A 22,475-nucleotide genomic window follows, 5' to 3' on the forward strand; every position below is an offset into this window, starting at 1 on the left:
TATGGTAGAAAAATTAATATCATTTTCACTAAAAAATAGATTTGTTGTTCTTCTCGTCTCAGCTTGCTTATTAGCTTGGGGTATTTATAGCGTGCAACAAAATCCTATAGATGCCATTCCGGATTTGTCCGAGAATCAAGTTATTGTATTTACAGAATGGATGGGAAGAAGTCCGCAGGTTATAGAAGCTCAAATAACGTACCCTTTGGTTTCAAACCTGCAAGGAATACCAAAAGTTAAAAATATTCGAGGTGCATCTATGTTTGGGATGAGTTTCGTATATATCATCTTTGAAGATAATGTAGATGTGTATTGGGCAAGAACTCGAGTGTTGGAACGGTTGAATTATGCCCAACGATTATTGCCTCAAAATGTAGTGCCCACATTAGGACCAGATGGAACTGGAGTTGGCCATGTTTTTTGGTATCATTTAGAGGCTAACGGTATGGACTTGGGAGAACAAAGAGCTTTACAAGATTGGTACGTGAAATTTGCATTACAAACTGTTCCCGGGGTGGCTGAAGTGGCATCATTTGGGGGTTTTGAAAAACAGTACCAATTAGTGTTAGATCCCCTGAAAATGCAGTACTACAATGTGAGTATGATGGAAGTGATGAATGCAGTCAAAGCAAATAACAATGATGTTGGTGGTCGAAAATTTGAGATGAGTAATATGTCTTACATAGTAAGAGGTTTAGGGTACATAAAAAACATAAAAGATGTAGAAGACATTGCTATTAAAAATTATAATTCCGTTCCAGTAAAAGTAAAAGACATTGGTTCCATACAAATGGGTGGAGATTTACGCTTGGGAATTTTTGACGAAAATGGAACAGGTGAAGTTGTAGGAGGAATTGTAGTCATGCGTTATGGTGAAAATGCAGATAAAGTTATAAAAGCTGTAAAAGAAAAAATGAAAGAAGTTGAAAAAGGATTGCCTGAAGGCGTTACTTTTAAAACGTCTTATGACAGAAGTGAATTGATAGAAAAAGCAATCGCATCGGTTAAAGGAACTTTAATAGAAGAAATGATTGTTGTTTCAATTGTTATACTACTTTTTCTTTTTCATTGGAGAAGTGCTTTAATTATCTTAATACAATTACCTATCTCTGTGGCTATTGGCTTTATTTTGCTCGAAGCATTTGGAATATCATCTAATATCATGTCATTAACGGGTATTGCATTAGCTATAGGTGTTGTCGTCGATGACGGAATTGTAATGGTGGAAAATGCGTATAGGACAATTTCGGAGAAACAGGAAGAGATGGAGAGTAATCAAAATAATTCGGAAATAAAATGAAAGATAAAATAAAAAATATATTCAAAAAAGAAAATGACCCCTTATCTTCTGAAGAAAAGTTACAGCTTATAGAAAAGTCTTCAAAATTAGTTGGTCCAGGTGTCTTTTATTCAACACTCATTGTGATCGCGTCCTTTTTACCTGTATTTCTTCTCACGGGTATGGAAGGTAAATTATTCAGCCCATTGGCTTGGACAAAATCGTTTATACTTATAGTAGATGCTTTTTTAGCCATTACCCTTACTCCAGTTCTAATTAGTTTTCTGCTCAAAGGCAAACTTCGTCCAGAAAACAAAAATCCAATTAACAAAAAACTGGAAAGCATCTATACTCCTATTCTAATTTTTTGTTTAAAATGGAGGAAAACAGTATTAGGTATTAATATAATTGCGCTCCTGATTGGTGTTTTAATGTTTACCCGTTTAGGCACAGAATTTATGCCCCCTTTAGACGAAGGTTCCGTGCTTTTTATGCCTGTAACATTGCCAGACGTATCCAATTCTGAGGTGAAAAGAATTCTACAAGTGCAAGACAAATTGATAAAATCGATACCCGAAGTGGTTCATGTTTTAGGAAAAGCCGGACGCGCTAATACAGCAACCGACAATAGTCCAATAAGCATGATTGAAACGATTGTTTTACTAAAACCCCAAAACGAATGGAGAGAAGACAAAACGAAAGCCGATATTGTTAATGAAATAAATAATAAACTTCAAATTCCAGGAGTTACGAATGGTTTTACACAGCCCATCATTAATAGGATTAACATGCTTTCTACTGGTATTAGAACCGATGTAGGAATAAAGATTTACGGAGCAAGTTTAGACACTATCAATGTTTTATCTCAAAAAATAAAAAAAGCCCTTGAAGGTACTTCTGGCGTAAAAGATTTATATGCGGAACCGATTACTGGCGGAAAGTACATCGATATCGAAGCAAAAAGAGAGGCCATAGGCAGATACGGACTTACAATAGATGATATAAACAATGTGGTAGAAGCGTCTATTGGTGGAATGAAACTAACCACAACCATTGAGGGAAGACAACGATTTTCTGTAAATGCAAGATATGCTCAAGAATACAGAAATAGTATTGAGGCGTTAAAAAAACTCCAAGTGCAAACAATGGAGTTTGGTCCTATTCCATTAGAAACCGTAGCCGATGTAAAAATAAGCGATGGTCCTCCAATGATAAATAGCGAAAATGCAATGCTTCGAGGCAGTGTACTGTTTAATGTACGAGAGCGTGATCTAGGAAGTACGGTAAAAGAAGCGCAAAAAAAATTGAATGCAATGATCACTAAAATGCCAAAAGGCTATTATGTGGAGTGGAGCGGACAGTGGGAAAACCAAATCAGAGCCAATAAAACATTAAGCATGATTTTACCTATAGTTGTTATCATTATTTTCCTTATTCTGTACTTCACCTATCATTCTATGAAAGAAGCACTGATTACAATGATAACCGTACCGTTTGCATTGATTGGAGGGATTTTTATGGTCTATTTTTATGGAATAAATTTATCCGTAGCCGTTGCAGTTGGTTTTATAGCTCTATTTGGTATGGCAATCGAAACCGCTATGTTAATGACTATTTATTTGAATGAAGCAATGAATAAAATGGTAGAAAAACACGGGAACAGTGCAGCAACAATTACAGAAGCAATTTTGAAACAGTACATTATTGACGGTTCCGCCAAAAGGTTGAGACCAAAATTGATGACCGTTTCCGTTTCGTTATTTGGATTAATCCCTATTCTTTGGGCAACAGGAACGGGTGCCGATGTGATGCTGCCAATTACGGTTCCGCTCATTGGGGGTACAATTACCTCAACAATTTATGTATTATTAGTAACCCCTATAGTTTTTGAGATGGTGAAACTTCGAGAATTAAAAACAAAAGGCAAAATAGAACTTATAGATGTTAAAGAATAACTATTATATCGCAATAAGCTGTTTGATTTTAAGTACTGCTAATATGGTGGCGCAAACACTTTCGTTGGATGCTGTTTTGACAAATATCAAAACAAATAATCCACAAATAAAAATGTATGATGCTGATATTCAAAGTATGGATGCTGCTGCAAAAGGCGCCAAAAGTTGGATGGCACCACAAGTGGAAACGGGTTTTTTTATGACACCTTACAATAGTAAATTATGGAAAGCCGATGAAATGGGACCAGGTATGGGATCTTACATGGTTGGTGTTACACAAATGATACCGAATGCTAGAAAACTTAAGTCTGATTTCAATTACATGAATGCAATGTCATCTGTTGAAAAAGAAAATAAAGGTTATACGATTAATCAATTAAAGGCACTGGCAAAAACGAATTATTACCAATGGCTGGTATTAAATAAAAAAATAAAAATTGCGGATGATAATTTATTGCTCTTAGACTATATGATAAAAAGTATGGAAATACGCTATCAGTATAATATGGATAAATTGCCAACCTACTACAAAGCAAAATCGCAATACGGTGCATTACAAAGTATGATTGTAATGTTACAAAACGATATTTCCCAGAAGCGAATTCTGCTAAATACCTTGATGGCTAGAGATAAAAACACTTTGTTTGAAATAGATGAAACCTATAAATTAAATGATTTTGATGCCATAAAAGCAGATACAACCTCACTTTCCCAAAACCGAAGTGATGTTAAAGCTATTGAAAAAACAATGGTATTAAATCAATTAAAAATTGAAACCGAAAAAGCAAAATTATTACCAGAATTTGGTGTCAAATATGACCATATGTTTGCATTTGGAGAACAGCCAAAACAATTCTCTTTAATGGGAATGATTACTATTCCCATGCCTTGGTCAACAAAAATGAATAAAGCCAATATCAACAGTTTTAAAATCAAGAATGAAGGTCTCAACTGGCAAAAGCAAATGATTTTGAATGAAGCAGCAGGAATGATTTCGGGTATGAATACAGAATTGATAAACCTAAAAAAACAATATGATATTGCTGAAAAAAATATCATTCCTGCCTTAAAACGAAACTATGATACTGCAATATTGGCTTGGCAGAATAATACGGGAGATCTATTTGTAGTATTGGATGCTTGGGAAGCATTAAATATGGCACGAATTGATGCTCTGGATAAATTGCAAAATATTTTAAGTACACAAGTAGAAATTGAAAAACAACTAGAAATCAAATAATTATGAATAGATATTTAAAATATAGTTTGGTTTTAATCATAATTTCTAGTATAGGACTTGCTGTCTATTTCTTTGCTATAAAATCAGATAATCACTCGGAGAATTCACATCAAAAAGAAGTATACACCTGTTCTATGCATCCCCAAATTATTAGCGACAAACCTGGCAATTGTCCTATTTGCGGAATGACTTTAGTAAAAAAAATAACAGAAAGCCAAGCTGAGGAAGATAATTCTATTGACAATCTTTTGAAACCTACTGATAATTTTATCGTCGGGAATTATCAAACTACAACAGCCAAAGACACTACATTAAGCAGTGAGATAAATTTGCCCGGTATCGTGGCTTACGATCCAAATTCATCAGTAAATATTGCTGCTCGAATAAGTGGAAGAATAGAAAAAATGTATGTAAATTATAAGTACCAAAAAGTAGCTAAAGGACAGAAATTATTTGATTTATACAGCCCTGAGTTATTGACAGAACAGCAAAATTTTATTTATTTAGTTTCCAATGATTCCGATAATACATCAATTATTAAAGCCTCAAAGCAAAAATTATTGCTTTATGGAATGACTAAAAATCAGATAAATTCATTGTCTTCTTCCAAAAAAGTAAATCCTCAAGTTTCAATTTACAGTCCAGCTTCTGGAATTATTCAAGGAACAGAAAAAATGGATAATACAAGCAATTCGACGATGCAAAGTGCAAGTAACAATACCGAAATATTAAATATAAAAGAAGGTAACTATATAAAAAAGGGAGAAGTAGTTTTTAAATTAGTAAATACAGATAAAGTATGGGGTATCTTTAATGTTAGTCAAGGGTACAATAGTCTAATCAAAACCAATCAAACTATCAAAATTGCTACAGAATTAGACAAAAATGAATTCATTGATGCACAAATAAATTTTATTGAAACTCAATTTAATCCAGCAGATAAATCCAATAGAATTAGGGTATACCTAAACAACAATAAACTAAAATTCTCCATAGGTCTGCGATTACAAGGAATTGTGAAAACAAATTCAATACAAGGGGTTTGGTTGCAAAAACAAGCATTAGTGAGTATTGGCAACAAGAAAATAGTTTTTATAAAAAAGAATAATGGCTTTAAAGCAACTGCAATAAAAGCAGGAATTGAAATAGATGATTTTATTCAAATTATCAGTGGAATTTCCGTTGAAGATACCCTTGCTAAAAATGCACAATATTTAATTGATAGCGAAAGCTTTATTAAAACCGAGTAATTATGAAAACGATAAAAATAATAGGCATTCTATCAATACTATTTGCAGTATTTATAGCTTGCAATACTAAAAACAAAGAAGACCATAGCAAACATAAAAACAAAGAAACTATTTTTTACACTTGTTCTATGGATCCTCAAGTAAAGGAAGATAAGCCCGGAAAATGTCCCATTTGTCATATGGAGTTAACTCCAATAAAAAGTGATGACACAGCTGCAAATGAGATAAGCTTGAGTAAACAACAGCTACAATTGGGGAACATCACCACGCAAACTGTTGCAACAACTCAAAGCAGTTTAGAGCAAAATTATACAGGGGTTTTAACAATTAATCAAGAAAAAATTAACACCATTTCTGCTAGAGCAATGGGGCGAATTGAAAAGTTATACTTCAAAACGGTTGGTGATTATGTTGCTAAAAACGAACCAGTATATCAATTGTATAGTGAAGATATTGCCATAGCCAAACAAGATTACTTCACAGCATACAAACAACTTACCATGCCAGGTGATTTTGGAAAAAATGCACGTACGATGCTCATTGCTGCCAAACAAAAACTATTATTCTTTGGTTTATCCAATGCCCAAATTGAAACTATAAAATCGAGTAAAGAAATTTCTCCGTACACTATTTTCTATAGTAATAGCAGTGGAACTATCTCGGAGATAATAGCAACAGAAGGCAGTTATGCAATGGAGGGTGCTGGTATAATTAAATTGGCAGATTTAAAAAGTCTTTGGCTCGAAACACAGGTGAATATAAATTATGCAAAAAGCATGCACCTTGGACAAAACGCCAAAGTTTCATTTACTGATTATCCTGATAAAACTATAATTGCAAAAATTTCATTTATCAATCCTGAAATAAATCCAGATACCAGACTGCTTTTAATTCGAATGGAGGTGCCCAATCAAAACTTGCTGTTGAAACCCGGAATGCAGGCAATTGCAAGATTGACACAATCCAATATAAAAGGAGTATTCATACCTACTGATGCTGTTATCAGGGAAGAAAATGCTTCTTATATATGGATTGAAAAAAGAACAGGAGTATTCGAAAATCTTATGGTAGAAACTGGAATAGAAATAAATGGGATGATTGAAATCAAATCTGAAATAGATAGCTCTAAAAAAGTGGTTATTACCGGAGCATATGCCATAAATAGTGAATATAAATTCAGAAAAGGAAGTGACCCGATGGAAGGAATGAAAATGTAAAAATAAAAAATTATGACACACACTCATACTATTACTGGGACGGCAGGTGTTCTATAATAAAAAAATGTTATCTGCGTGCTTTGCAAAAATCATTGACAAAACTTGGAACGATAACAAATAAATAGCGAATTGAAACGAGTACGAATAAAGCATATTCTACTTTCAATTTTAAAAGTTATGAAAATGGATAATCAAAAAGTAGATACCAATTGGTATGTTATTACAGGTGGACCCAGTACAGGTAAAACAACAGTAATTGATATATTATCTAAAAGGGGCTATAAAACAAGTATTGGGCACGCTAGGCATTATATTGATAGTATGAGGAAAGAAGGTAAAAGTCTAGAAGAAATAAGAGAAAACAAAAGAAAATTTCAATTAGCGGTGTTAGATATGCAAATTGAACAAGAAGCAGAATTATCACCGATTGAAACTGTTTTTCTTGACAGGGCTATTCCTGATGCAATGGCTTACTATCAATTTTTAAATCTTGATTTTGACGAAAAATTACTTAGTGCCATTAAGAAGGTATCTTATAAAAAGATTTTTATTTTAGACCGATTACCATTTACAAAAGACTATGCAAGAACAGAAGACGAAGAAGCACAAAAAACCATTCATAGATTAATTATTGAGGTTTACAATACATTAAGTTTTCCAGTCATTTTTGTTCCATTATTAACACCAAATGAAAGAGTAAATTTTATTTTAAAAAACATATGATACATACCTATAAAATTACCGGAATGACTTGCGATAGCTGTCGTTCTAAAGTGGAAAAAACATTGAATGCCATCGATGGAATTCAAGCAACGGTTACTTTGGATCCTCCAATTGCAACAATAACAATGGAAAAACACATTCCACTGAATCAATTTCAAGAGGCATTAACAACCGTTGGAAAGTACACTATAGAAATGAGTAGCGCTAACGATACAACTCACAAAACTGTCAATGAGCCAATAACAAAATCGTGTTGCAGTACTAAAACTAGTGATAACATGGATACAATACCTTCACTAAGTAATGATCAAGGCAAATACTATTGTCCGATGCATTGTGAAGGAGACAAGGTTTACGATAAGCCCGGGAGTTGTCCAGTATGCGGAATGAATTTAGAAAAAGTTCATGAATTAAGTGCGGTCAAAAAATTATACACCTGTCCGATGCACCCGGAGGTAATCAAAGAAGAACCTGGCTCCTGCCCTATTTGCGGAATGGATTTAGTACCAATGGAACCTACAGATAGTGAAGACAAAAAGGTTTACAATGATTTGCTTAAGAAAATGAAAGTAGCAACAGCCTTTACAATTCCTGTTTTCGCAATAGCTACTATAGAAATGATGTCAAATAATCCGTTAGAAAAGATAATGGGCATTTCATACTGGAATTGGGTACAATTGATTTTGACGCTTCACGTGGTTTTTTATGCGTGTTGGATGTTCTTTGTTCGCGCCTGGAAGTCAATTGTTACCTGGAATCTCAACATGTTTACGCTGATAGGAATTGGTACTGGAGTAGCTTTCTTGTTTAGTTTGGTTGGCATGTTTTTTCCTGATATTTTTCCAAATGAATTTAAAACCGAAAGCGGTACAGTTTTACTTTATTTTGAAGCTACAACCGTAATATTAACCTTGGTTTTGTTAGGACAACTATTAGAAGCAAGAGCACATAGTCAAACTAGCGGTGCCATAAAAGAATTATTGAAATTAGCACCCACCGAAGCGACTTTGGTTATCGAAGGAGGTGACAAAGTAATCTCGATTCACGACATCAAAAAAGGAGATTTATTACGTGTAAAACCAGGAGACAAAATTCCTGTTGATGGAAAAATTACTGATGGAGAAAGTACTATTGATGAATCTATGATTTCAGGAGAGCCTATTCCTGTTGATAAAAAGAGAGATGATTCAGTTATAGCGGGAACTATCAACGGAAACAAATCATTCGTTATGATTGCCGAGAAAGTAGGTTCGGAAACCTTGCTTTCGCAAATTGTGAAGATGGTAAATGATGCCAGTCGTTCAAAAGCGCCAATCCAAAAACTCGCGGATAGCATTGCTAAATATTTTGTCCCAATTGTAGTCGTTATTTCTGCCATAACCTTTTTTGTTTGGGCAAAATTTGGACCAGAACCTGCCCTGGTCTATGGTTTTATCAATGCCATTGCAGTATTGATTATTGCCTGTCCTTGTGCATTAGGATTAGCTACGCCAATGTCGGTAATGGTCGGCGTAGGTAAAGGAGCACTATCAGGTGTTTTGATAAAAAACGCAGAAGCATTAGAGAATATGAACAAGGTAAATGTTTTGATAACCGATAAGACGGGTACCATTACAGAGGGGAAACCTTCTGTCGAAAAAGTGTTCTCCTTACAAAATGACGAAAATGGGCTATTACAAAACATCGCTTCCTTAAATCAGTATAGCGAACACCCATTGGCGCAAGCCGTAGTCAATTTTGCGAAAGCTAAAAACATTTCATTAATCGAAGTCAACGATTTTGAAGCTATTGCTGGTAAAGGGGTTATTGGTACGGTAACCACTAAGAAAGTGGCTCTGGGGAATAAAAAACTAATGGAGCAAGTAAACGCCAAAGTTTCTGATGAATTGGAAAATAAAATTGTAGCCGAACAAAAACTAGGAAAAACCGTCTCCTATATTGCTGTAGATAGAATTGTAATTGGTTTTGTTGCCATTGCAGACAAGATAAAAGAAACAAGCAAAGAAGCAATAAAAGAACTGATGCGTCAGGGTGTTGAAGTAATAATGATAACGGGCGACAATGAAAACACCGCAAAAGCCGTTGCCGCCGAACTCGGCCTTAGTTCATTCATCGCAGGAGCCCTCCCCGAAGACAAACTAAATGAAATAAAACGCCTCCAATCCCTCGGAAAAATTGTCGCGATGGCAGGAGACGGCATCAACGATGCCCCTGCATTAGCGCAGTCAGATATCGGAATTGCCATGGGAACCGGAACTGACGTGGCGATAGAAAGTGCTAAAATAACTTTAGTAAAAGGCGATTTACAAGGTATTGTGAAAGCCAAAAAATTGAGCCACGCAGTAATGAGTAACATTAAACAAAATTTGTTTTTTGCCTTTTTCTACAATGTTTTAGGTGTGCCAATTGCAGCCGGAGTTTTATATCCATTTTTCGGGATTTTACTTTCTCCCATGATAGCAGCTTTGGCAATGAGTTTTAGTTCAGTATCGGTAATTGTAAATGCGTTAAGATTAAGAAGTTTGAAACTTTAGAAAATAAGAATAGAAATTTATATAATGAATTAAAATGAATAACCTTATTCAAATCATTCAACAATACAAAACCGATACCGAAAGTGTTTTCAATACTTGGTTTGTCGATAACGACCAAAGGCTAAAAGCGTTTCGAACCATTCGTAGAGGAATTTTACAAGTCATTGACGATATCAAAAACAAGGCTTTTCCAAATGATTTTAAAGGGAGTAGTTTAGAATTTGTGTTGAGTTGTATTGCAGAACAAAAACAAATATTTGTTGGAGTTGCACATCCTTTTTATTGGAAACCAAAATTAAGAATTCCAGATATTTACGAAAATCAAAATAATAAAATCGCTTTTGGGCAATTTCTCGAAAACTGTATAAACGCAAAAACCGAGGAACAAGTTGTAAAAGAGATTGTAAAATTAGATGAATTAAAAATAAAAGGTTTAGGTCCAGCAGTGGCCAGTATTTTATATTTTTTACATCCTACTTGGTTTCCACCGTTCAATACGGCAATTCTTAACGGATTTAATTTTTTATTCAAAGACAAAAAGAAGTTAGGAAGTTGGACAGAATATTTAAAAATCAGAGAGACATTAATAGAAACCAACAGCAAACATAAATCTGAATTATCAAATGATTTAGGAGCGATTGCGGGATTGTGTTTTGAAATTGGAACCCAAAAAATGCTAATTGGTAATGATGAATATTTAAGCGAAGACGAACGTACTCGGTTTGAAAAGAATATTTTAAAACGACAAAAAGAAATTCAGGAAGAAAAATTGGCAGAAAATCTTCATAACGAAATGCAGTACCATTTGCTTAAAATTGGAGTTTCATTAGGTTATGATGTTATGCCAGCCAGTAATGATAAGAGTAAATCTTTCAATGGTCAAATTTTTTCGTTTATATCAATTAGTAAATTTCCTGAATTGCCAACAGATAAAGATACCCAAAACACGATTAAACTCATTGATGTGCTTTGGTTTCAAAAAGGAACAAACAATATCATTGGAGCATTTGAAGTAGAAAAAAGCACCAGTATTTATTCTGGAATTTTAAGACTTTCCGACTTGTATTTTAGTATTTCCAATGGCGAAGAGGTATTCTATATCATCATTCCGGACAGTCGCGAAAAAGATGTGATTCTTCAGCTAAATAGACCAGTCATAAAAAATTCAAAAATGAATATCAAATACATTCTGTTTTCAGAATTGCGAAGTCAATGTGACGCGATTTGCAAATTTGGCTCAGACTATTCAATAATGGAAAAAATTGCTAAATCAACTTAAATAATAAAAAAATGAAAAATCTTGTAGTACTCAAAAAATTTCAGATTATCGTAGTATTAGTAGTGACTGGCTTAATAATAGGCAGCTGCAATAATCCTAAAAAACTAATGCAATTAGCAAAAGTATACGTAGCCAATGAAGATGGAGGTAGCATTTCTGTTATAAACCTTCAGGACAGTACAAAAAACACAGAAATATCAATTAGTGACTCTTCAGGAATGATGTTTATGGCACATAACGTACAAGTTGCACCTGATGGGAAATCCGTTTGGGTGACGGCAATACCTATGGATAGTACAGCAACAAACCAATTGATAGTAATCGATCCAAACACTAATTCAATAAAAAAGCGTATTGAACTTGGTAAGGATTTACATCTGGCTCATGTAGTTTTAGATAATAAATCCGAATATGCTTATGCAACTGCAAATGAAACAAATCAGATATTTCAGGTTGATGTCAAAACATATAAAATAACTGAAAAATTTGAATTAGGAAAAGGTTATTTACCACACGGTTTTAGACATCAAAACGGAAAACTTTATGTTGCAAATATGGATGCAAAAAGTTTGACGATCGTTACTATTGCAGATGGCAAAATAACAGACATTCCACTGGGAGGAGTGGCTGTGCAAGTTGCAACTACACAAGATGAAAAATTTATTTTTGCGAGTTTGTATGATACTAAAGAAGTAATAAAATATGATATTAAAAATGCTCAAATAACAAGAATAAAATTGCCAAATGATGCGCAAGGTCCAATTCAATTATATGCCACGCCAGACAGCAAATTGTTATATGTAGCCGATCAAGGGGAAACAATGGGTAGACCTGTTTCAAATAAAGTTTTTGTAATTGACATAACCAGTAACAAAGTTATTAAAACTATAACCGTAGGTAATAAAGCGCATGGTGTAGTGATTAGCAAAGACGGAAAAACAGTTTATGTAACCAATAGTGGTGACAATACTGTTTCAGTAATAGAGGTGGCAACTCAAAAAGTAATTAATACAATTGCAGTAGGCAAAAAACCGAACGGAATAAGTTATTGGTTCGAAACTGGCGGAATGGAATAGAAAATTAAGATAATAAAAAAAACAATTTAAAATTAAAAAACATGAAAAAAATAATTCTAATACACTTCTTTATTTTACAAGCCATAGTAATTTCGGCACAAGAAAAAGCTCAAATAAAACTAACTTCTGCTAGTCCATCCGCATCATTTGAACAAGAATTGGGTAGTACAATAATCAAAGTTTCTTACAGCAGACCACTAGCGAGAGGCAGAAAAATATTTGGTGAATTAGTGCCTTTTGAAAAACTCTGGCGCACTGGCGCTAGTGATTGTACTTCAATAACCACCAACGAAGATATTGTATTTGGAAATACTACTTTAAAAATGGGTAGTTACTCAATATTCACAATACCTTCTAAAAAGGAGTGGACAATAATTGTAAATACAGATACTACATTACACGGTGAAACTGGGTATGATGCCAAAAAAGATGTTTTTCGTTTTACAGTTCCAGTGGAAAGCATACCCAGTTTTTATGAAACATTTACAATCGAAATAAATGATATTAACAGCAAAGGAGAGGGATTCCTAAAAATAATATGGGGAAATTCGATGGTGAAAATTCCATTAAAAAGTAAAGCAGATGAAAATATTTTAGCAGTAATAGATAAAAATATCATTAAAGAAAAAGCCCTTGATGCTAATTTATTATTTCAAGCGGCAAACTATTATTACAGTACAAACAGAGATTCCAAACAAGCAATAGCTTGGCTAATTGAAGCCGAGAAATTAGATCCGCAAAATTTTTACTATCCTAATTTGAGACAAAAAATTGCAACGGAACTAAAAGACTATCCAAGTGCAATTGAAGCAGGCAAAAAAGCTTTATCAGTAGCAGAATTAAAAAAAATGAAAAGTGTAGAATCACTCAAAAAACAAATTTTAGAGTTGGAGTTACTATTGAAAAAATAAATTAATTTTAAATCAAAAAATTATGGAAATGAAACACACAACAGAAGAACATTCAAAAGAATTAAGTTTGACTATGTACAAGAAATTAGCGATTATGATAGTGGTATCATTTATAGCTATGTACATACTAATGTATTCAATGGTAGATGTTTTTGCCAATGTAATACCCAATATAAACCAATTTTACATGGCTGGACTGATGACCATGCCGATGCTCATAATTGAACTTCTAGTAATGGGTAGCATGTACGGAAATAAGAAATTAAATATTTCACTGGTTGTTATTGGTTTTATTGGTTTGATTCTATTTTTTACAGGCATTAGGCAACAGACGGCAGTTGGAGATAAAGAATTTTTAAAATCAATGATACCACACCATGCGGCAGCAATATTAATGGGAAAAGAAACATCGGTAACCGACCCTGAAATAAAGGAATTAATTAAAAATATTATTACCAGCCAGCAAGCGGAGATTGACCAGATGAAAGCAAAGCTCAAAGAATTAGACAAATAACTCCATGTGAATTAGTAAATCAATTTTAAACTAAAAAAAATGAAAAAAATTATAGTATTAATATTCATTATGTCTATTTGTTCCTTTGCCCTGGCACAGGATATAAAAGGTATGGATATGTCAAAAAAAGAAAAGGCGCAAAAAGTGCAGCACACAACGTACACCTGCCCAATGCACCCCGAAATTCACGCTGACAAACCGGGAAAATGCCCTAAATGCGGAATGACGTTAATAAAGGAAAAAGCGAAAACGGTTAAAAAAACGGTGGTGAAGAAGCATGATGAAATGCAAATGCCCATGAAAAAGACTTCTAAAAAGAAGGACGACATGGACAGTATGAAAACGGATAATAATACGGTGGCATCCGTAACATACACCTGCCCAATGCATCCCGAAATTCACGCTGACAAGCCAGGGAAATGCCCTAAATGCGGGATGACTTTGGTAAAGGAAAAACCGAAAACAGTTAAGAAATCGGTAGTAAAAAAGCAGGATGAAATACAAATGCCCATGGAAAAGACTTCTAAAAAGAAGGACAACATGGATAATATGAAAACCGAGACTACTGATGCACATCAAAATCATAATATGGGTAATATGGATATGCCAAAAGCAAACCTAGAGCCCATAAAGACAATTATAAACAACACACCGCCAAGAACAGTTCGATACGATTTATATGTGCGAGACACCATCGTAAATTTCACGGGTAAACCTAAAAGAGCCATTGCAGTAAATGGGCAAATACCAATGCCGACACTCACATTTACAGAAGGCGATACCGCTGAAATTTATGTTCATAATGAACTAAACGAAGAAACTTCTCTCCATTGGCACGGCTTGTTTTTACCAAACAAAGAAGATGGTGTGCCAAACCTTACACAAATGCCAATCAAACCGCATACTACACATTTGTATAAATTTCCAATTATTCAACACGGTACGCATTGGTATCATAGCCATACAGGCTTGCAGGAACAAATAGGAATGTACGGTTCTTTTACTATGAATAAAAGAGAAGAGCTTGATATTCCCACCGTGCCTATAGTTTTGAGTGAGTGGACTGATCTGAATCCCAATAATGTACATCGAATGTTGCATAATGCTTCGGATTGGTTTGCTATTAAAAAAGGAACAACCCAAAGTTATGCAGAAGCGATAAGAAGCGGATATTTTAAAACCAAACTTAGTAACGAATGGAAGCGAATGAACGCTATGGATGTGAGCGATGTGTACTACGATAAATTCTTAATAAACGGAAAAAGTGAAAGCCAACTTTCACAATTTAAAGCAGGCGATAAAGTCCGATTACGAATTGCAAACGGCGGTGCCTCCACTTATTTTTGGCTAACGTATGCGGGCGGTAAAATAACAGTTGTAGCAAGCGATGGTAACGATGTAGAACCCGTTGAAGTAGATCGGTTAATTATCGCCGTTTCCGAGACCTACGATGTTATCGTTACTATTCCTGCCGATAAGACGGCGTATGAATTTTTAGTTACATCCGAAGATCGCACAAAATCCGCTTCATTATATTTAGGCGACGGTATCAAACAATTAGCCTCTCCTCTACCCAAGTTAAAATATTTTGAAGGAATGAAGATGATGAACGGCATGATGAAAATGAACGGAGATCTAGACGATATGGGAATGCAAATGTCGCTTAACCAAATGGACATGAACGTAGTCATGTATCCGGAAATAACTGGCGAGCTAAAGAAAAAAGGCGATGATAAAATGCCGGGTATGAATATGGAGGGAGGTAAAATGGATATGAATAAAGAGGAAATGAAAGATAAGGATATGGGCAATGAGAAAAAAGAGGGTATGAATATGGGAGACCATAAAATGCAAGGCATGGATCAATATGATTCCAATGCACTATCTGATATCGTGACCTTGAACTATGCTATGTTGAAATCTCCAATCAAGACAACCCTTCCTAAAGATGCACCAGTAAAAGAATTAAAGTTTGAACTTACCGGAAATATGAATCGTTATGTATGGAGTCTGGATAACAAAGTAGTTTCAGAAAGTGATAAAATCTTAATTAAAAAAGGAGAAATCGTACGCATGATACTTCACAACAATTCAATGATGCGCCATCCAATGCACTTGCACGGACATGATTTTAGGGTAATCAACGGACAAGAAGATTACGCTCCAATGAAAAACATCATTGACATCATGCCAATGGAAACCGATACGCTCGAATTTGCAGCCACCGAAAGCGGCGATTGGTTTTTTCATTGTCATATTTTATATCACATGATGAGCGGAATGGGCAGGATTTTTAGTTATGAAAACTCCCCTACAAATCCATTAATCCCAAACCCTAAATTGGCGCAACGCAAATTGTTCGCTGACGATAGAGCATTTCACTTTATGGTAGAAAATGATTTTGCCACAAACGGAAACGATGGAGAAGCAATGTATCAAAGTACACGTTGGAGCATAGGAACAGAATGGCGTTTAGGTTACAAAGAACACCACGGTTATGAAACAGAAACCCATATAGGGCGATACATCGACAAAATGCAATGGATGATGCCTTTTATAGGTTTTGATTGGAGATCTAGAAAAGGGGGAATAGACGTGCAAGAAAGAAATCTATTTGGGCAATCCAATTCCAAAGACAAAAGAGCTGTTTTTAGTGCAGGGGTTAATTATACTTTACCAATGCTTATAGTGGCACAAGCCGAAGTATTCACCGATGGAAATGTACGTTTACAGTTTGAACGAAAAGATATCCCAGTTTCTAAAAGACTACGAATGAGTTTAATGTGGAATACTGACAAAGAATATATGGCAGGTTTAAAATACATTGTCAAAAGAAACTTTGGATTTACAACCCACTATGATAGTGATATGGGAATTGGTTTTGGCGCTACTTTGAATTATTAAAAAACTCAAATTTTAAATTTGTATAAAGGATGCTTGTTCTAAAAGACAAGTGTCCTTTTTTTGCAATTACATTTTTTATAAAATCAAAATACATTCCTGATAATGTGTGAATTATATAATTTTTATTAGAATTTCACAATACTTTTTCAAGTTAAAAAGCTACCTTTAAACTGCGAAAATTAATTCGCAATTTAAATTTAAAAAAGATGAGTCATCAAAAATTTAAAGATTGTATCGATGCGTGTTCAGAATGTGCAGTAGAATGTTCACATTGCGAAAGTGAATGCTTGAATGAGCAAGACGTAAAAATGTTAGCGCGTTGCATAAAACTAGATCATGATTGTGCAGCTATTTGTTTATTCGCAATGCAGGCTATGGCAAGCGGGAGTGAATTTACGGAAAAAATATGCAAATTATGCGCCGAAATTTGTACAGCTTGCGCCGAAGAATGTGAAAAACATGCACACATGGAGCATTGCAAAAATTGTGCGGAAGCCTGTCGCAAATGTGCTGTTGAGTGCAGTAATATGAGTAAGTTAAGTGCAGTATCATGAGTAAAATGGGAGTATTTAAATCTCTTAAATAAAGTTTCGTTTAGAGGAATTATTTAAGAGATTTTAAACCATCAAAATTATAAACTATGAAAACATTACAAAAAATCACATTAATTATTGTATCGATTGGTTTGTTTACATCGTGTCAATCCAAAACTGATGTGAATCAAATTCTTTCAAATTCAGATACAAAAAAGGCAATTATGGATACTATTGCAAACAATAGCGATATGTCTAAAGATATGATGCAAGCGATGATGAACAGTAGTAAAGGAAAAATGATGATGACAAATCACGAAAACATGATGAAAATGATTAAGGATAATCCAGATATGAGGAAAGGAATGATGACCGAAATGATGGAAGCATCTAAAACAGATACTACGATGATGTCTGAAATGTGTAAATCGATGATGGATAATCCTAAAATGATGGATATGATGAAAGATAAAAAAATGCAATCACACAAAATGACTGGAATGGATAAAAATATGGATATGTCCAAATAATACAAATACAAACAACATTAAAATATAAAAAAATGGAAACTCAAAAAACGTACACCTGCCCAATGCACCCAGAAGTTACTTCGGATAAACCCGGAAAATGTCCCAAATGTGGAATGAATTTAGTGGAGAAAAAAGAATGAAAATTCTACTAGCAACCGATGGTTCAAGTTATAGTAAAGCAGCTGTAGACGAAGTTGCAAACAGACTATTTCCAGTAAACACTAAAGTATGTATTGTTTCTGTTTATGAAAGAATGTCGCTAATAAATACTCTTGAACCAATGGGAGTTTCACATGAGTATTATGCTGAAGTTGACCAAAACGCCTTTAAATCTGCAAAGAAAATTACGGAAAATGCAGCGAAAATTTTGCGTGATAAAAATCCGGCTTTAATTGTAACTACAGTGGTTATTGAAGGTTCTCCAAAAAGTGCAATACTCAAAGAAGCTGAAACATTTGGTGCTGATTTGATTATCGTTGGTTCTCATGGTCATGGGGTTATAGAAGGCTTTCTGCTTGGCTCGGTTTCGCAAGCGGTGGCATTACATGCAAAATGTTCTGTGGAGATTGTACGTAAATAAAAAACTTAACAATACTTCCGTTCCTTGTTTGGTATCTTTGTTGACTCTTAGCTGAAAAGCTCCATAGTAATAATGCCATAGTGTATATCCATACTGTTTTAAGAATTTTTACCATTGCTTTATACATAATGACGATATAAATATATGTTTGCAATTACTTTTCTGAATTTGAAATATTCTCCATTTCTTTTAAAAGTACTTCGGTTATTATCATTTGAATTATTTATGTTTTTTTTCATTCATTTTCCTAATGATTTTGCCCCTGGTGTTCCATCATTTCGCCTGAATTTTTCAGAGAATTTACATATGCATAGACCGAAAGGATTTCTTCTTCGCTCAAAACGTTTTCCCATGCTGCCATTGCAGTTCCCTTCATTCCTTTTTTTATGAGGTATATTCGTCCTTGATTTGAATAAAATGACGAATGTTCAGGATCAGTAAAATCGGCTGGTTTTGGTTGTAATGTCGTTGCTCCTGGACCATCGCCTTTACCGCTACTACCGTGACAAGTAGCACAATATTTTGTGAATATATCTTTGCCTTGTGCAAGTTGTTCCTCTGTACCGAGAGATACGGGCTGATTATATTTTTCGCCCAATTCCTGTTTTAACCATTCGCGAGTTTCATTCATTAATTGTGAATGTTCGCTATGTTCATGGTTGTGATTTTCTTCTTCTTTTTGTTGAGGGTGGTTCTGTTTAACTTGTTTCTGTTTTTTTTCAGAATTCCTGCAAGAAGTAAGTATCAACTGTGTATACATTAATGCGGTAATGATTACTAATTCGATTTTGATAGTTCGGAAGAGTTTACGCAGAGTTTGACTGAAAAACACACCATATTGTTTTGGTTTTTTCATAGTTGTTGTTTTAGTTTTTAAGTTAAACCAAATACAAATACTCAATAATTTCGATCACTAAAAAATGTTTAAATTGATTATAAATCACTATTATTCAGTAATTTAATATAAATTTACGGTTTATTTAAGCATGTAACTTGGAATTTTTTAAATTTTTATTTGCACAAATAAATAATATATATCATGCCGAAGGAATGATTCATTTCATAAAACCATTACGAGTTTTATCATCTTTTCATTCCGTGCATATCGTCTTGCTTACCTAATATTTTATCTATGTTTATAAAAGTAAAAAGACATTACAGAAAATAGTATGTGAATAAAACCACATACTAATTTTTATTAAATAAATACCGTACTTTTACAATCTTGAAAAAAACAATTGCCATATTATTCCTTTTCATCTTTTTGTGTGCCAACACAGAAATAGGGCAATTATTGAAACTACCCAACTTAGTAGAGCACTTTACAGAACATCACGATCAAGATGAGGATAAGCACGGGATTTCTTTTTTAGATTTTATAGCGATTCATTACAATGATAGTCAACATCATTCTAATCAAGAAAAAGACAATCATCAAAGTTTACCTTTTAAGACTATTAACCAATCTGTTAATACTGTACTTGCTTTTGAAAACATAACCGAGTTTTCATTTCGCAAACCAAATACTATTTCCGTAAATAGTAATGTTCCGTTTTCTCCAGAATTTTACACTTCCGATGTTTTTGCATGCATCTGGCTTCCACCCAAATTGAGTTAAATTAATTTTTCAATGCTTAATTAATGATATTCTGAATATTTCTAATTAAGTATTAAAAAGTACTTTGCTATATACTTATAGCGAATGTTTCTTTGCATCAATTTCACTAATATTCAGTATTAAAAAACAAGTTTTTTAGTGAGTTAATGTAGCTAAATAACTAGAATCATTTTTTAGCCGCATACGCTATAAATTGACTTTTTAGTAATGTCGAAGACATACTCAATTACTTTTAACACTACAACATCAAAAATGAAAACAATTAAATCCATTGCAGTTGCGATACTGCTAACCATTGCAGGCACAACAATTTCAAATGCACAAGTAAGTACTAATACTGGCAAAACACCACACGGTGGAATAATACAAAATTCAGGTGATTACAAAATAGAAATGGTCGAAAGAGAAAACAATATTAGTTTTTACGTGCTGGATGCAAAAGGAAAAACGGTTTCAAATAAAAAAATTACTGGATCGGCTGTTTTTGAATTTTTCAATAAAACAAAAGCAACGAATCCAGTTTCTTTGGATACCAACAATTCTTTATTAGTACAAGTTCCTAAAGCAAGCATATATGCTTATTGTACCATCACATTACTTGTCAATGGAAAAACAATCTCTTCTAAATTTAGAAATAGCCAAGTTTCTGAACAAGATATTAATCATGGACACCAACATTAATTCAATTTTATTATTCTTTATAAACCCAATTTAAATTACAATTATGAAAAAAATTTTAATCGTAGCTACTATCGCAATCGGAATGTTAGTTTCTTGTAACAAAAAAGCAAACAACGAAACTGAAAACACTGAAGTTCAAACTATTGAAACAACAGAGCAAGTTCAAGTTATCACAGATACTACTGGTCAATTAAGTACGGATAGTATTAATAAAGTGGAGCAAGACAAAGTTGATACGGCTCATGGACACACGCATTAATATAATTTAACAGGCTGCTTCTCTTCAAAAAATTGCAGGAGAGAAGTAGTTTTAAAAGAAAAATAAAATTATGAATTCAAAAAAAATAATATTTCTTGTTTTACTTTTTTTTGTAAGCATCACAGGTGTTTTTGCTCATGGTGTCGATGAAAATACACAAACTTTTTTGTCAGGAAATGATGGCGTTGCTTTTGGCCCATTTCTTTATATTGGTGCAAAACATATGCTTACGGGTTACGATCATTTGCTTTTTTTAGTTGGCGTTATCTTTTTCCTTTATCGCCCAAAAGAAGTGCTACTTTATGTAAGTTTCTTTACAATTGGTCATAGTGCAACATTGTTGTTTGGCGTTATGAGTAATATATCAATTAATTCGTATTTAATTGATGCCATCATTGCACTATCAATAGTGTATAAAGGTTTTGATAATTTAGGTGGTTTCAAAAGATTTTTCGGGAAACAGCCCAATACAAAAGCAGCCGTTTTAATTTTCGGATTGTTTCACGGGTTTGGGTTAGCCAGCAAATTACAAGATTTCAAATTTGAAAAAGAAGGATTGTTTACCAATCTGCTTGGATTCAACATTGGGGTCGAAATTGGTCAGTTTATAGCATTAACTTTTGTGTTAATCCTTATTACAATATGGCGCAGATACCCGAGTTTCATTAAATTTTCAACATTCACAAATACCATGCTTATTGCTGCTGGATTTGTCTTATTAGGGTATCAATTAACAGGTTATTTTACATCTTAAAAAAATTAAACAATGTCAGAAATAAATCATCAAATAGTAGAAAAAAAAGAAATTATCAAAGCAGTCTTATTTGCATTGGTATTAGGGATAGTCATTTTAGTTAGTGCCGTTTTACCCGCTGAATATGGAATCGACCCAATAGGAACAGGGAAATTGTTCGGTTTCAGTAAGCTTTATGTGCCAGAGGATGCTCCTGATGGCTTAGCAACAACAACCGGGAAAACATTTCCTCTAATAAAAATGGAAAAAGCAGGTTCTGGACCAGAAGTAAAAAGACCAGTCGAGGCGGATAATCCTATTCCAGAAAAGCAATACGCAGAAAGAGAAGATACGGTTGAAGTAATTGTTCCTGCAGGAAAAGGGATTGAATATAAAACCTATATGCTAAAAGGCGGGAAAATGAAATACGAATGGAAAACTAATGATGGAACCGTTTATTTAGATTTTCACGGTGAAGTAAAACAGGCAAAGGCAGTTAATGATGTCTATTTTGAAAGTTACACACTTGCTTATTCCAATAATATGGTAGGAACTTTTTATGCTCCTTTTGAAGGAAAGCATGGATGGTTTTTTAGGAATAATGAAAATAAAGATATTACAGTTACTCTAAAATTAAAAGGTCAATATTCAATGTAACT

At 33.9% G+C, this 22,475-nt stretch carries 21 protein-coding genes and 1 pseudogene; 21 read left to right on the forward strand and 1 reads right to left on the reverse strand.

Annotated elements, in window-relative coordinates; all coding sequences use genetic code 11:
• Nucleotide 1: 1 nt before the first annotated feature.
• The 16 genes and pseudogenes from E0H99_RS17540 to E0H99_RS08815 all read left to right on the forward strand — a co-directional run bounded on the left by E0H99_RS17540 (nt 2) and on the right by E0H99_RS08815 (nt 18,525).
• On the forward strand, nt 2–1,300 hold the full coding sequence (locus tag E0H99_RS17540) for an efflux RND transporter permease subunit (RefSeq protein ID WP_131993948.1): 1,299 nt from the start codon (nt 2–4) through the stop codon (nt 1,298–1,300).
• A complete protein-coding gene (locus E0H99_RS17545) occupies nt 1,297–3,234 on the forward strand; it encodes an efflux RND transporter permease subunit (RefSeq protein WP_131993951.1) in 1,938 nt (645 codons plus the stop codon). Before E0H99_RS17540 ends, E0H99_RS17545 begins: the two co-directional genes overlap by 4 nt.
• Nucleotides 3,221–4,474, forward strand: coding sequence for a TolC family protein (locus E0H99_RS08755; protein WP_131993953.1), 1,254 nt, complete (start codon nt 3,221–3,223; stop codon nt 4,472–4,474). Before E0H99_RS17545 ends, E0H99_RS08755 begins: the two co-directional genes overlap by 14 nt.
• Nucleotides 4,475–4,476: 2 nt before the next feature.
• Nucleotides 4,477–5,724: an efflux RND transporter periplasmic adaptor subunit gene (locus E0H99_RS08760; RefSeq protein WP_131993956.1), complete on the forward strand. Its 1,248-nt coding sequence runs from the start codon at nt 4,477–4,479 to the stop codon at nt 5,722–5,724.
• 2 nt (nt 5,725–5,726) lie between these two features.
• Nucleotides 5,727–6,941, forward strand: coding sequence for an efflux RND transporter periplasmic adaptor subunit (locus E0H99_RS08765; protein WP_131993959.1), 1,215 nt, complete (start codon nt 5,727–5,729; stop codon nt 6,939–6,941).
• Nucleotides 6,942–7,124: 183 nt separating this feature from the next.
• Entirely contained in the window at nt 7,125–7,664 is a 540-nt protein-coding gene (locus E0H99_RS08770; protein ID WP_131993962.1) for an AAA family ATPase, read from the forward strand.
• On the forward strand, nt 7,661–10,198 hold the full coding sequence (locus E0H99_RS08775; protein ID WP_131993965.1) for a heavy metal translocating P-type ATPase: 2,538 nt from the start codon (nt 7,661–7,663) through the stop codon (nt 10,196–10,198). Before E0H99_RS08770 ends, E0H99_RS08775 begins: the two co-directional genes overlap by 4 nt.
• A 34-nt stretch (nt 10,199–10,232) precedes the next feature.
• Nucleotides 10,233–11,477 carry a hypothetical protein gene (locus E0H99_RS08780; protein WP_131993968.1) on the forward strand — a complete coding sequence of 415 codons (1,245 nt, stop codon included), beginning with the start codon at nt 10,233–10,235 and terminating at the stop codon, nt 11,475–11,477.
• An 11-nt stretch (nt 11,478–11,488) separates the two neighbouring features.
• On the forward strand, nt 11,489–12,553 hold the full coding sequence (locus E0H99_RS08785) for an SMP-30/gluconolactonase/LRE family protein (RefSeq protein ID WP_131993971.1): 1,065 nt from the start codon (nt 11,489–11,491) through the stop codon (nt 12,551–12,553).
• Nucleotides 12,554–12,594: 41 nt separating this feature from the next.
• Entirely contained in the window at nt 12,595–13,464 is an 870-nt protein-coding gene (locus E0H99_RS08790) for a DUF2911 domain-containing protein (RefSeq protein ID WP_131993974.1), read from the forward strand.
• 28 nt (nt 13,465–13,492) lie between these two features.
• Nucleotides 13,493–13,978 (forward strand): DUF305 domain-containing protein, encoded by a 486-nt coding sequence (locus E0H99_RS08795; RefSeq protein WP_240723467.1) that lies wholly within the window; start codon nt 13,493–13,495, stop codon nt 13,976–13,978.
• Nucleotides 13,979–14,017: 39 nt separating this feature from the next.
• Nucleotides 14,018–16,882, forward strand: a complete 2,865-nt coding sequence (locus tag E0H99_RS08800) for a multicopper oxidase domain-containing protein (protein WP_240723468.1) — start codon at nt 14,018–14,020, stop codon at nt 16,880–16,882.
• A 206-nt stretch (nt 16,883–17,088) separates the two neighbouring features.
• Nucleotides 17,089–17,436, forward strand: a complete 348-nt coding sequence (locus E0H99_RS08805; protein ID WP_131993980.1) for a four-helix bundle copper-binding protein — start codon at nt 17,089–17,091, stop codon at nt 17,434–17,436.
• 86 nt (nt 17,437–17,522) lie between these two features.
• Nucleotides 17,523–17,945, forward strand: coding sequence for a membrane or secreted protein (locus tag E0H99_RS08810; protein ID WP_131993983.1), 423 nt, complete (start codon nt 17,523–17,525; stop codon nt 17,943–17,945).
• A 38-nt stretch (nt 17,946–17,983) separates the two neighbouring features.
• Nucleotides 17,984–18,082 (forward strand): annotated as a pseudogene (locus E0H99_RS17425) (heavy metal-binding domain-containing protein); the annotation flags it as partial.
• Nucleotides 18,082–18,525 (forward strand): universal stress protein, encoded by a 444-nt coding sequence (locus E0H99_RS08815; protein WP_113634459.1) that lies wholly within the window; start codon nt 18,082–18,084, stop codon nt 18,523–18,525. The pseudogene E0H99_RS17425 and the gene E0H99_RS08815, both read left to right, overlap by 1 nt.
• Before the next feature lie 247 nt (nt 18,526–18,772).
• On the opposite strand, the gene E0H99_RS08825 is transcribed toward E0H99_RS08815, so the two are convergent.
• Nucleotides 18,773–19,381, reverse strand: coding sequence for a c-type cytochrome (locus E0H99_RS08825; protein ID WP_131993989.1), 609 nt, complete (start codon nt 19,379–19,381; stop codon nt 18,773–18,775).
• A 369-nt stretch (nt 19,382–19,750) separates the two neighbouring features.
• Here E0H99_RS08825 and E0H99_RS08830 point away from each other — a divergent pair, with 369 nt between their 5' ends.
• The 5 genes from E0H99_RS08830 to E0H99_RS08850 all read left to right on the forward strand — a co-directional run bounded on the left by E0H99_RS08830 (nt 19,751) and on the right by E0H99_RS08850 (nt 22,473).
• Nucleotides 19,751–20,143 carry a hypothetical protein gene (locus E0H99_RS08830; protein WP_113634462.1) on the forward strand — a complete coding sequence of 131 codons (393 nt, stop codon included), beginning with the start codon at nt 19,751–19,753 and terminating at the stop codon, nt 20,141–20,143.
• A gap of 252 nt (nt 20,144–20,395) precedes the next feature.
• Nucleotides 20,396–20,824, forward strand: a complete 429-nt coding sequence (locus E0H99_RS08835) for a hypothetical protein (RefSeq protein ID WP_113634463.1) — start codon at nt 20,396–20,398, stop codon at nt 20,822–20,824.
• Between the two features lie 43 nt (nt 20,825–20,867).
• Nucleotides 20,868–21,083, forward strand: a complete 216-nt coding sequence (locus E0H99_RS08840; RefSeq protein ID WP_113634464.1) for a hypothetical protein — start codon at nt 20,868–20,870, stop codon at nt 21,081–21,083.
• A 70-nt stretch (nt 21,084–21,153) separates the two neighbouring features.
• Nucleotides 21,154–21,837, forward strand: a complete 684-nt coding sequence (locus tag E0H99_RS08845) for a HupE/UreJ family protein (RefSeq protein WP_131993992.1) — start codon at nt 21,154–21,156, stop codon at nt 21,835–21,837.
• 12 nt (nt 21,838–21,849) lie between these two features.
• The gene (locus E0H99_RS08850) at nt 21,850–22,473 is read left to right on the forward strand and encodes a hypothetical protein (protein ID WP_113634466.1); all 624 of its coding nucleotides are present in this window, start codon (nt 21,850–21,852) and stop codon (nt 22,471–22,473) included.
• Nucleotides 22,474–22,475: the final 2 nt, after the last annotated feature.

The organism is Flavobacterium sp. GT3P67 (assembly GCF_004349155.1).
Lineage (GTDB): Bacteria > Bacteroidota > Bacteroidia > Flavobacteriales > Flavobacteriaceae > Flavobacterium > Flavobacterium ranwuense.

Coding starts and splice junctions, on each gene's coding strand:
- E0H99_RS08835 (WP_113634463.1), top strand. CDS start 20,396: ATGAAAACAATTAAATCCATTGCAGTTGCGATACTGCTAACCATTGCA.
- E0H99_RS08795 (WP_240723467.1), top strand. CDS start 13,493: ATGAAACACACAACAGAAGAACATTCAAAAGAATTAAGTTTGACTATG.
- E0H99_RS08800 (WP_240723468.1), top strand. CDS start 14,018: ATGAAAAAAATTATAGTATTAATATTCATTATGTCTATTTGTTCCTTT.
- E0H99_RS08825 (WP_131993989.1), bottom strand. CDS start 19,381: ATGAAAAAACCAAAACAATATGGTGTGTTTTTCAGTCAAACTCTGCGT.
- E0H99_RS08805 (WP_131993980.1), top strand. CDS start 17,089: ATGAGTCATCAAAAATTTAAAGATTGTATCGATGCGTGTTCAGAATGT.
- E0H99_RS08785 (WP_131993971.1), top strand. CDS start 11,489: ATGAAAAATCTTGTAGTACTCAAAAAATTTCAGATTATCGTAGTATTA.
- E0H99_RS08810 (WP_131993983.1), top strand. CDS start 17,523: ATGAAAACATTACAAAAAATCACATTAATTATTGTATCGATTGGTTTG.
- E0H99_RS08775 (WP_131993965.1), top strand. CDS start 7,661: ATGATACATACCTATAAAATTACCGGAATGACTTGCGATAGCTGTCGT.
- E0H99_RS08790 (WP_131993974.1), top strand. CDS start 12,595: ATGAAAAAAATAATTCTAATACACTTCTTTATTTTACAAGCCATAGTA.
- E0H99_RS08850 (WP_113634466.1), top strand. CDS start 21,850: ATGTCAGAAATAAATCATCAAATAGTAGAAAAAAAAGAAATTATCAAA.
- E0H99_RS08845 (WP_131993992.1), top strand. CDS start 21,154: ATGAATTCAAAAAAAATAATATTTCTTGTTTTACTTTTTTTTGTAAGC.
- E0H99_RS08760 (WP_131993956.1), top strand. CDS start 4,477: ATGAATAGATATTTAAAATATAGTTTGGTTTTAATCATAATTTCTAGT.
- E0H99_RS08815 (WP_113634459.1), top strand. CDS start 18,082: ATGAAAATTCTACTAGCAACCGATGGTTCAAGTTATAGTAAAGCAGCT.
- E0H99_RS17540 (WP_131993948.1), top strand. CDS start 2: ATGGTAGAAAAATTAATATCATTTTCACTAAAAAATAGATTTGTTGTT.
- E0H99_RS08840 (WP_113634464.1), top strand. CDS start 20,868: ATGAAAAAAATTTTAATCGTAGCTACTATCGCAATCGGAATGTTAGTT.
- E0H99_RS17545 (WP_131993951.1), top strand. CDS start 1,297: ATGAAAGATAAAATAAAAAATATATTCAAAAAAGAAAATGACCCCTTA.
- E0H99_RS08770 (WP_131993962.1), top strand. CDS start 7,125: ATGGATAATCAAAAAGTAGATACCAATTGGTATGTTATTACAGGTGGA.
- E0H99_RS08765 (WP_131993959.1), top strand. CDS start 5,727: ATGAAAACGATAAAAATAATAGGCATTCTATCAATACTATTTGCAGTA.
- E0H99_RS08780 (WP_131993968.1), top strand. CDS start 10,233: ATGAATAACCTTATTCAAATCATTCAACAATACAAAACCGATACCGAA.
- E0H99_RS08755 (WP_131993953.1), top strand. CDS start 3,221: ATGTTAAAGAATAACTATTATATCGCAATAAGCTGTTTGATTTTAAGT.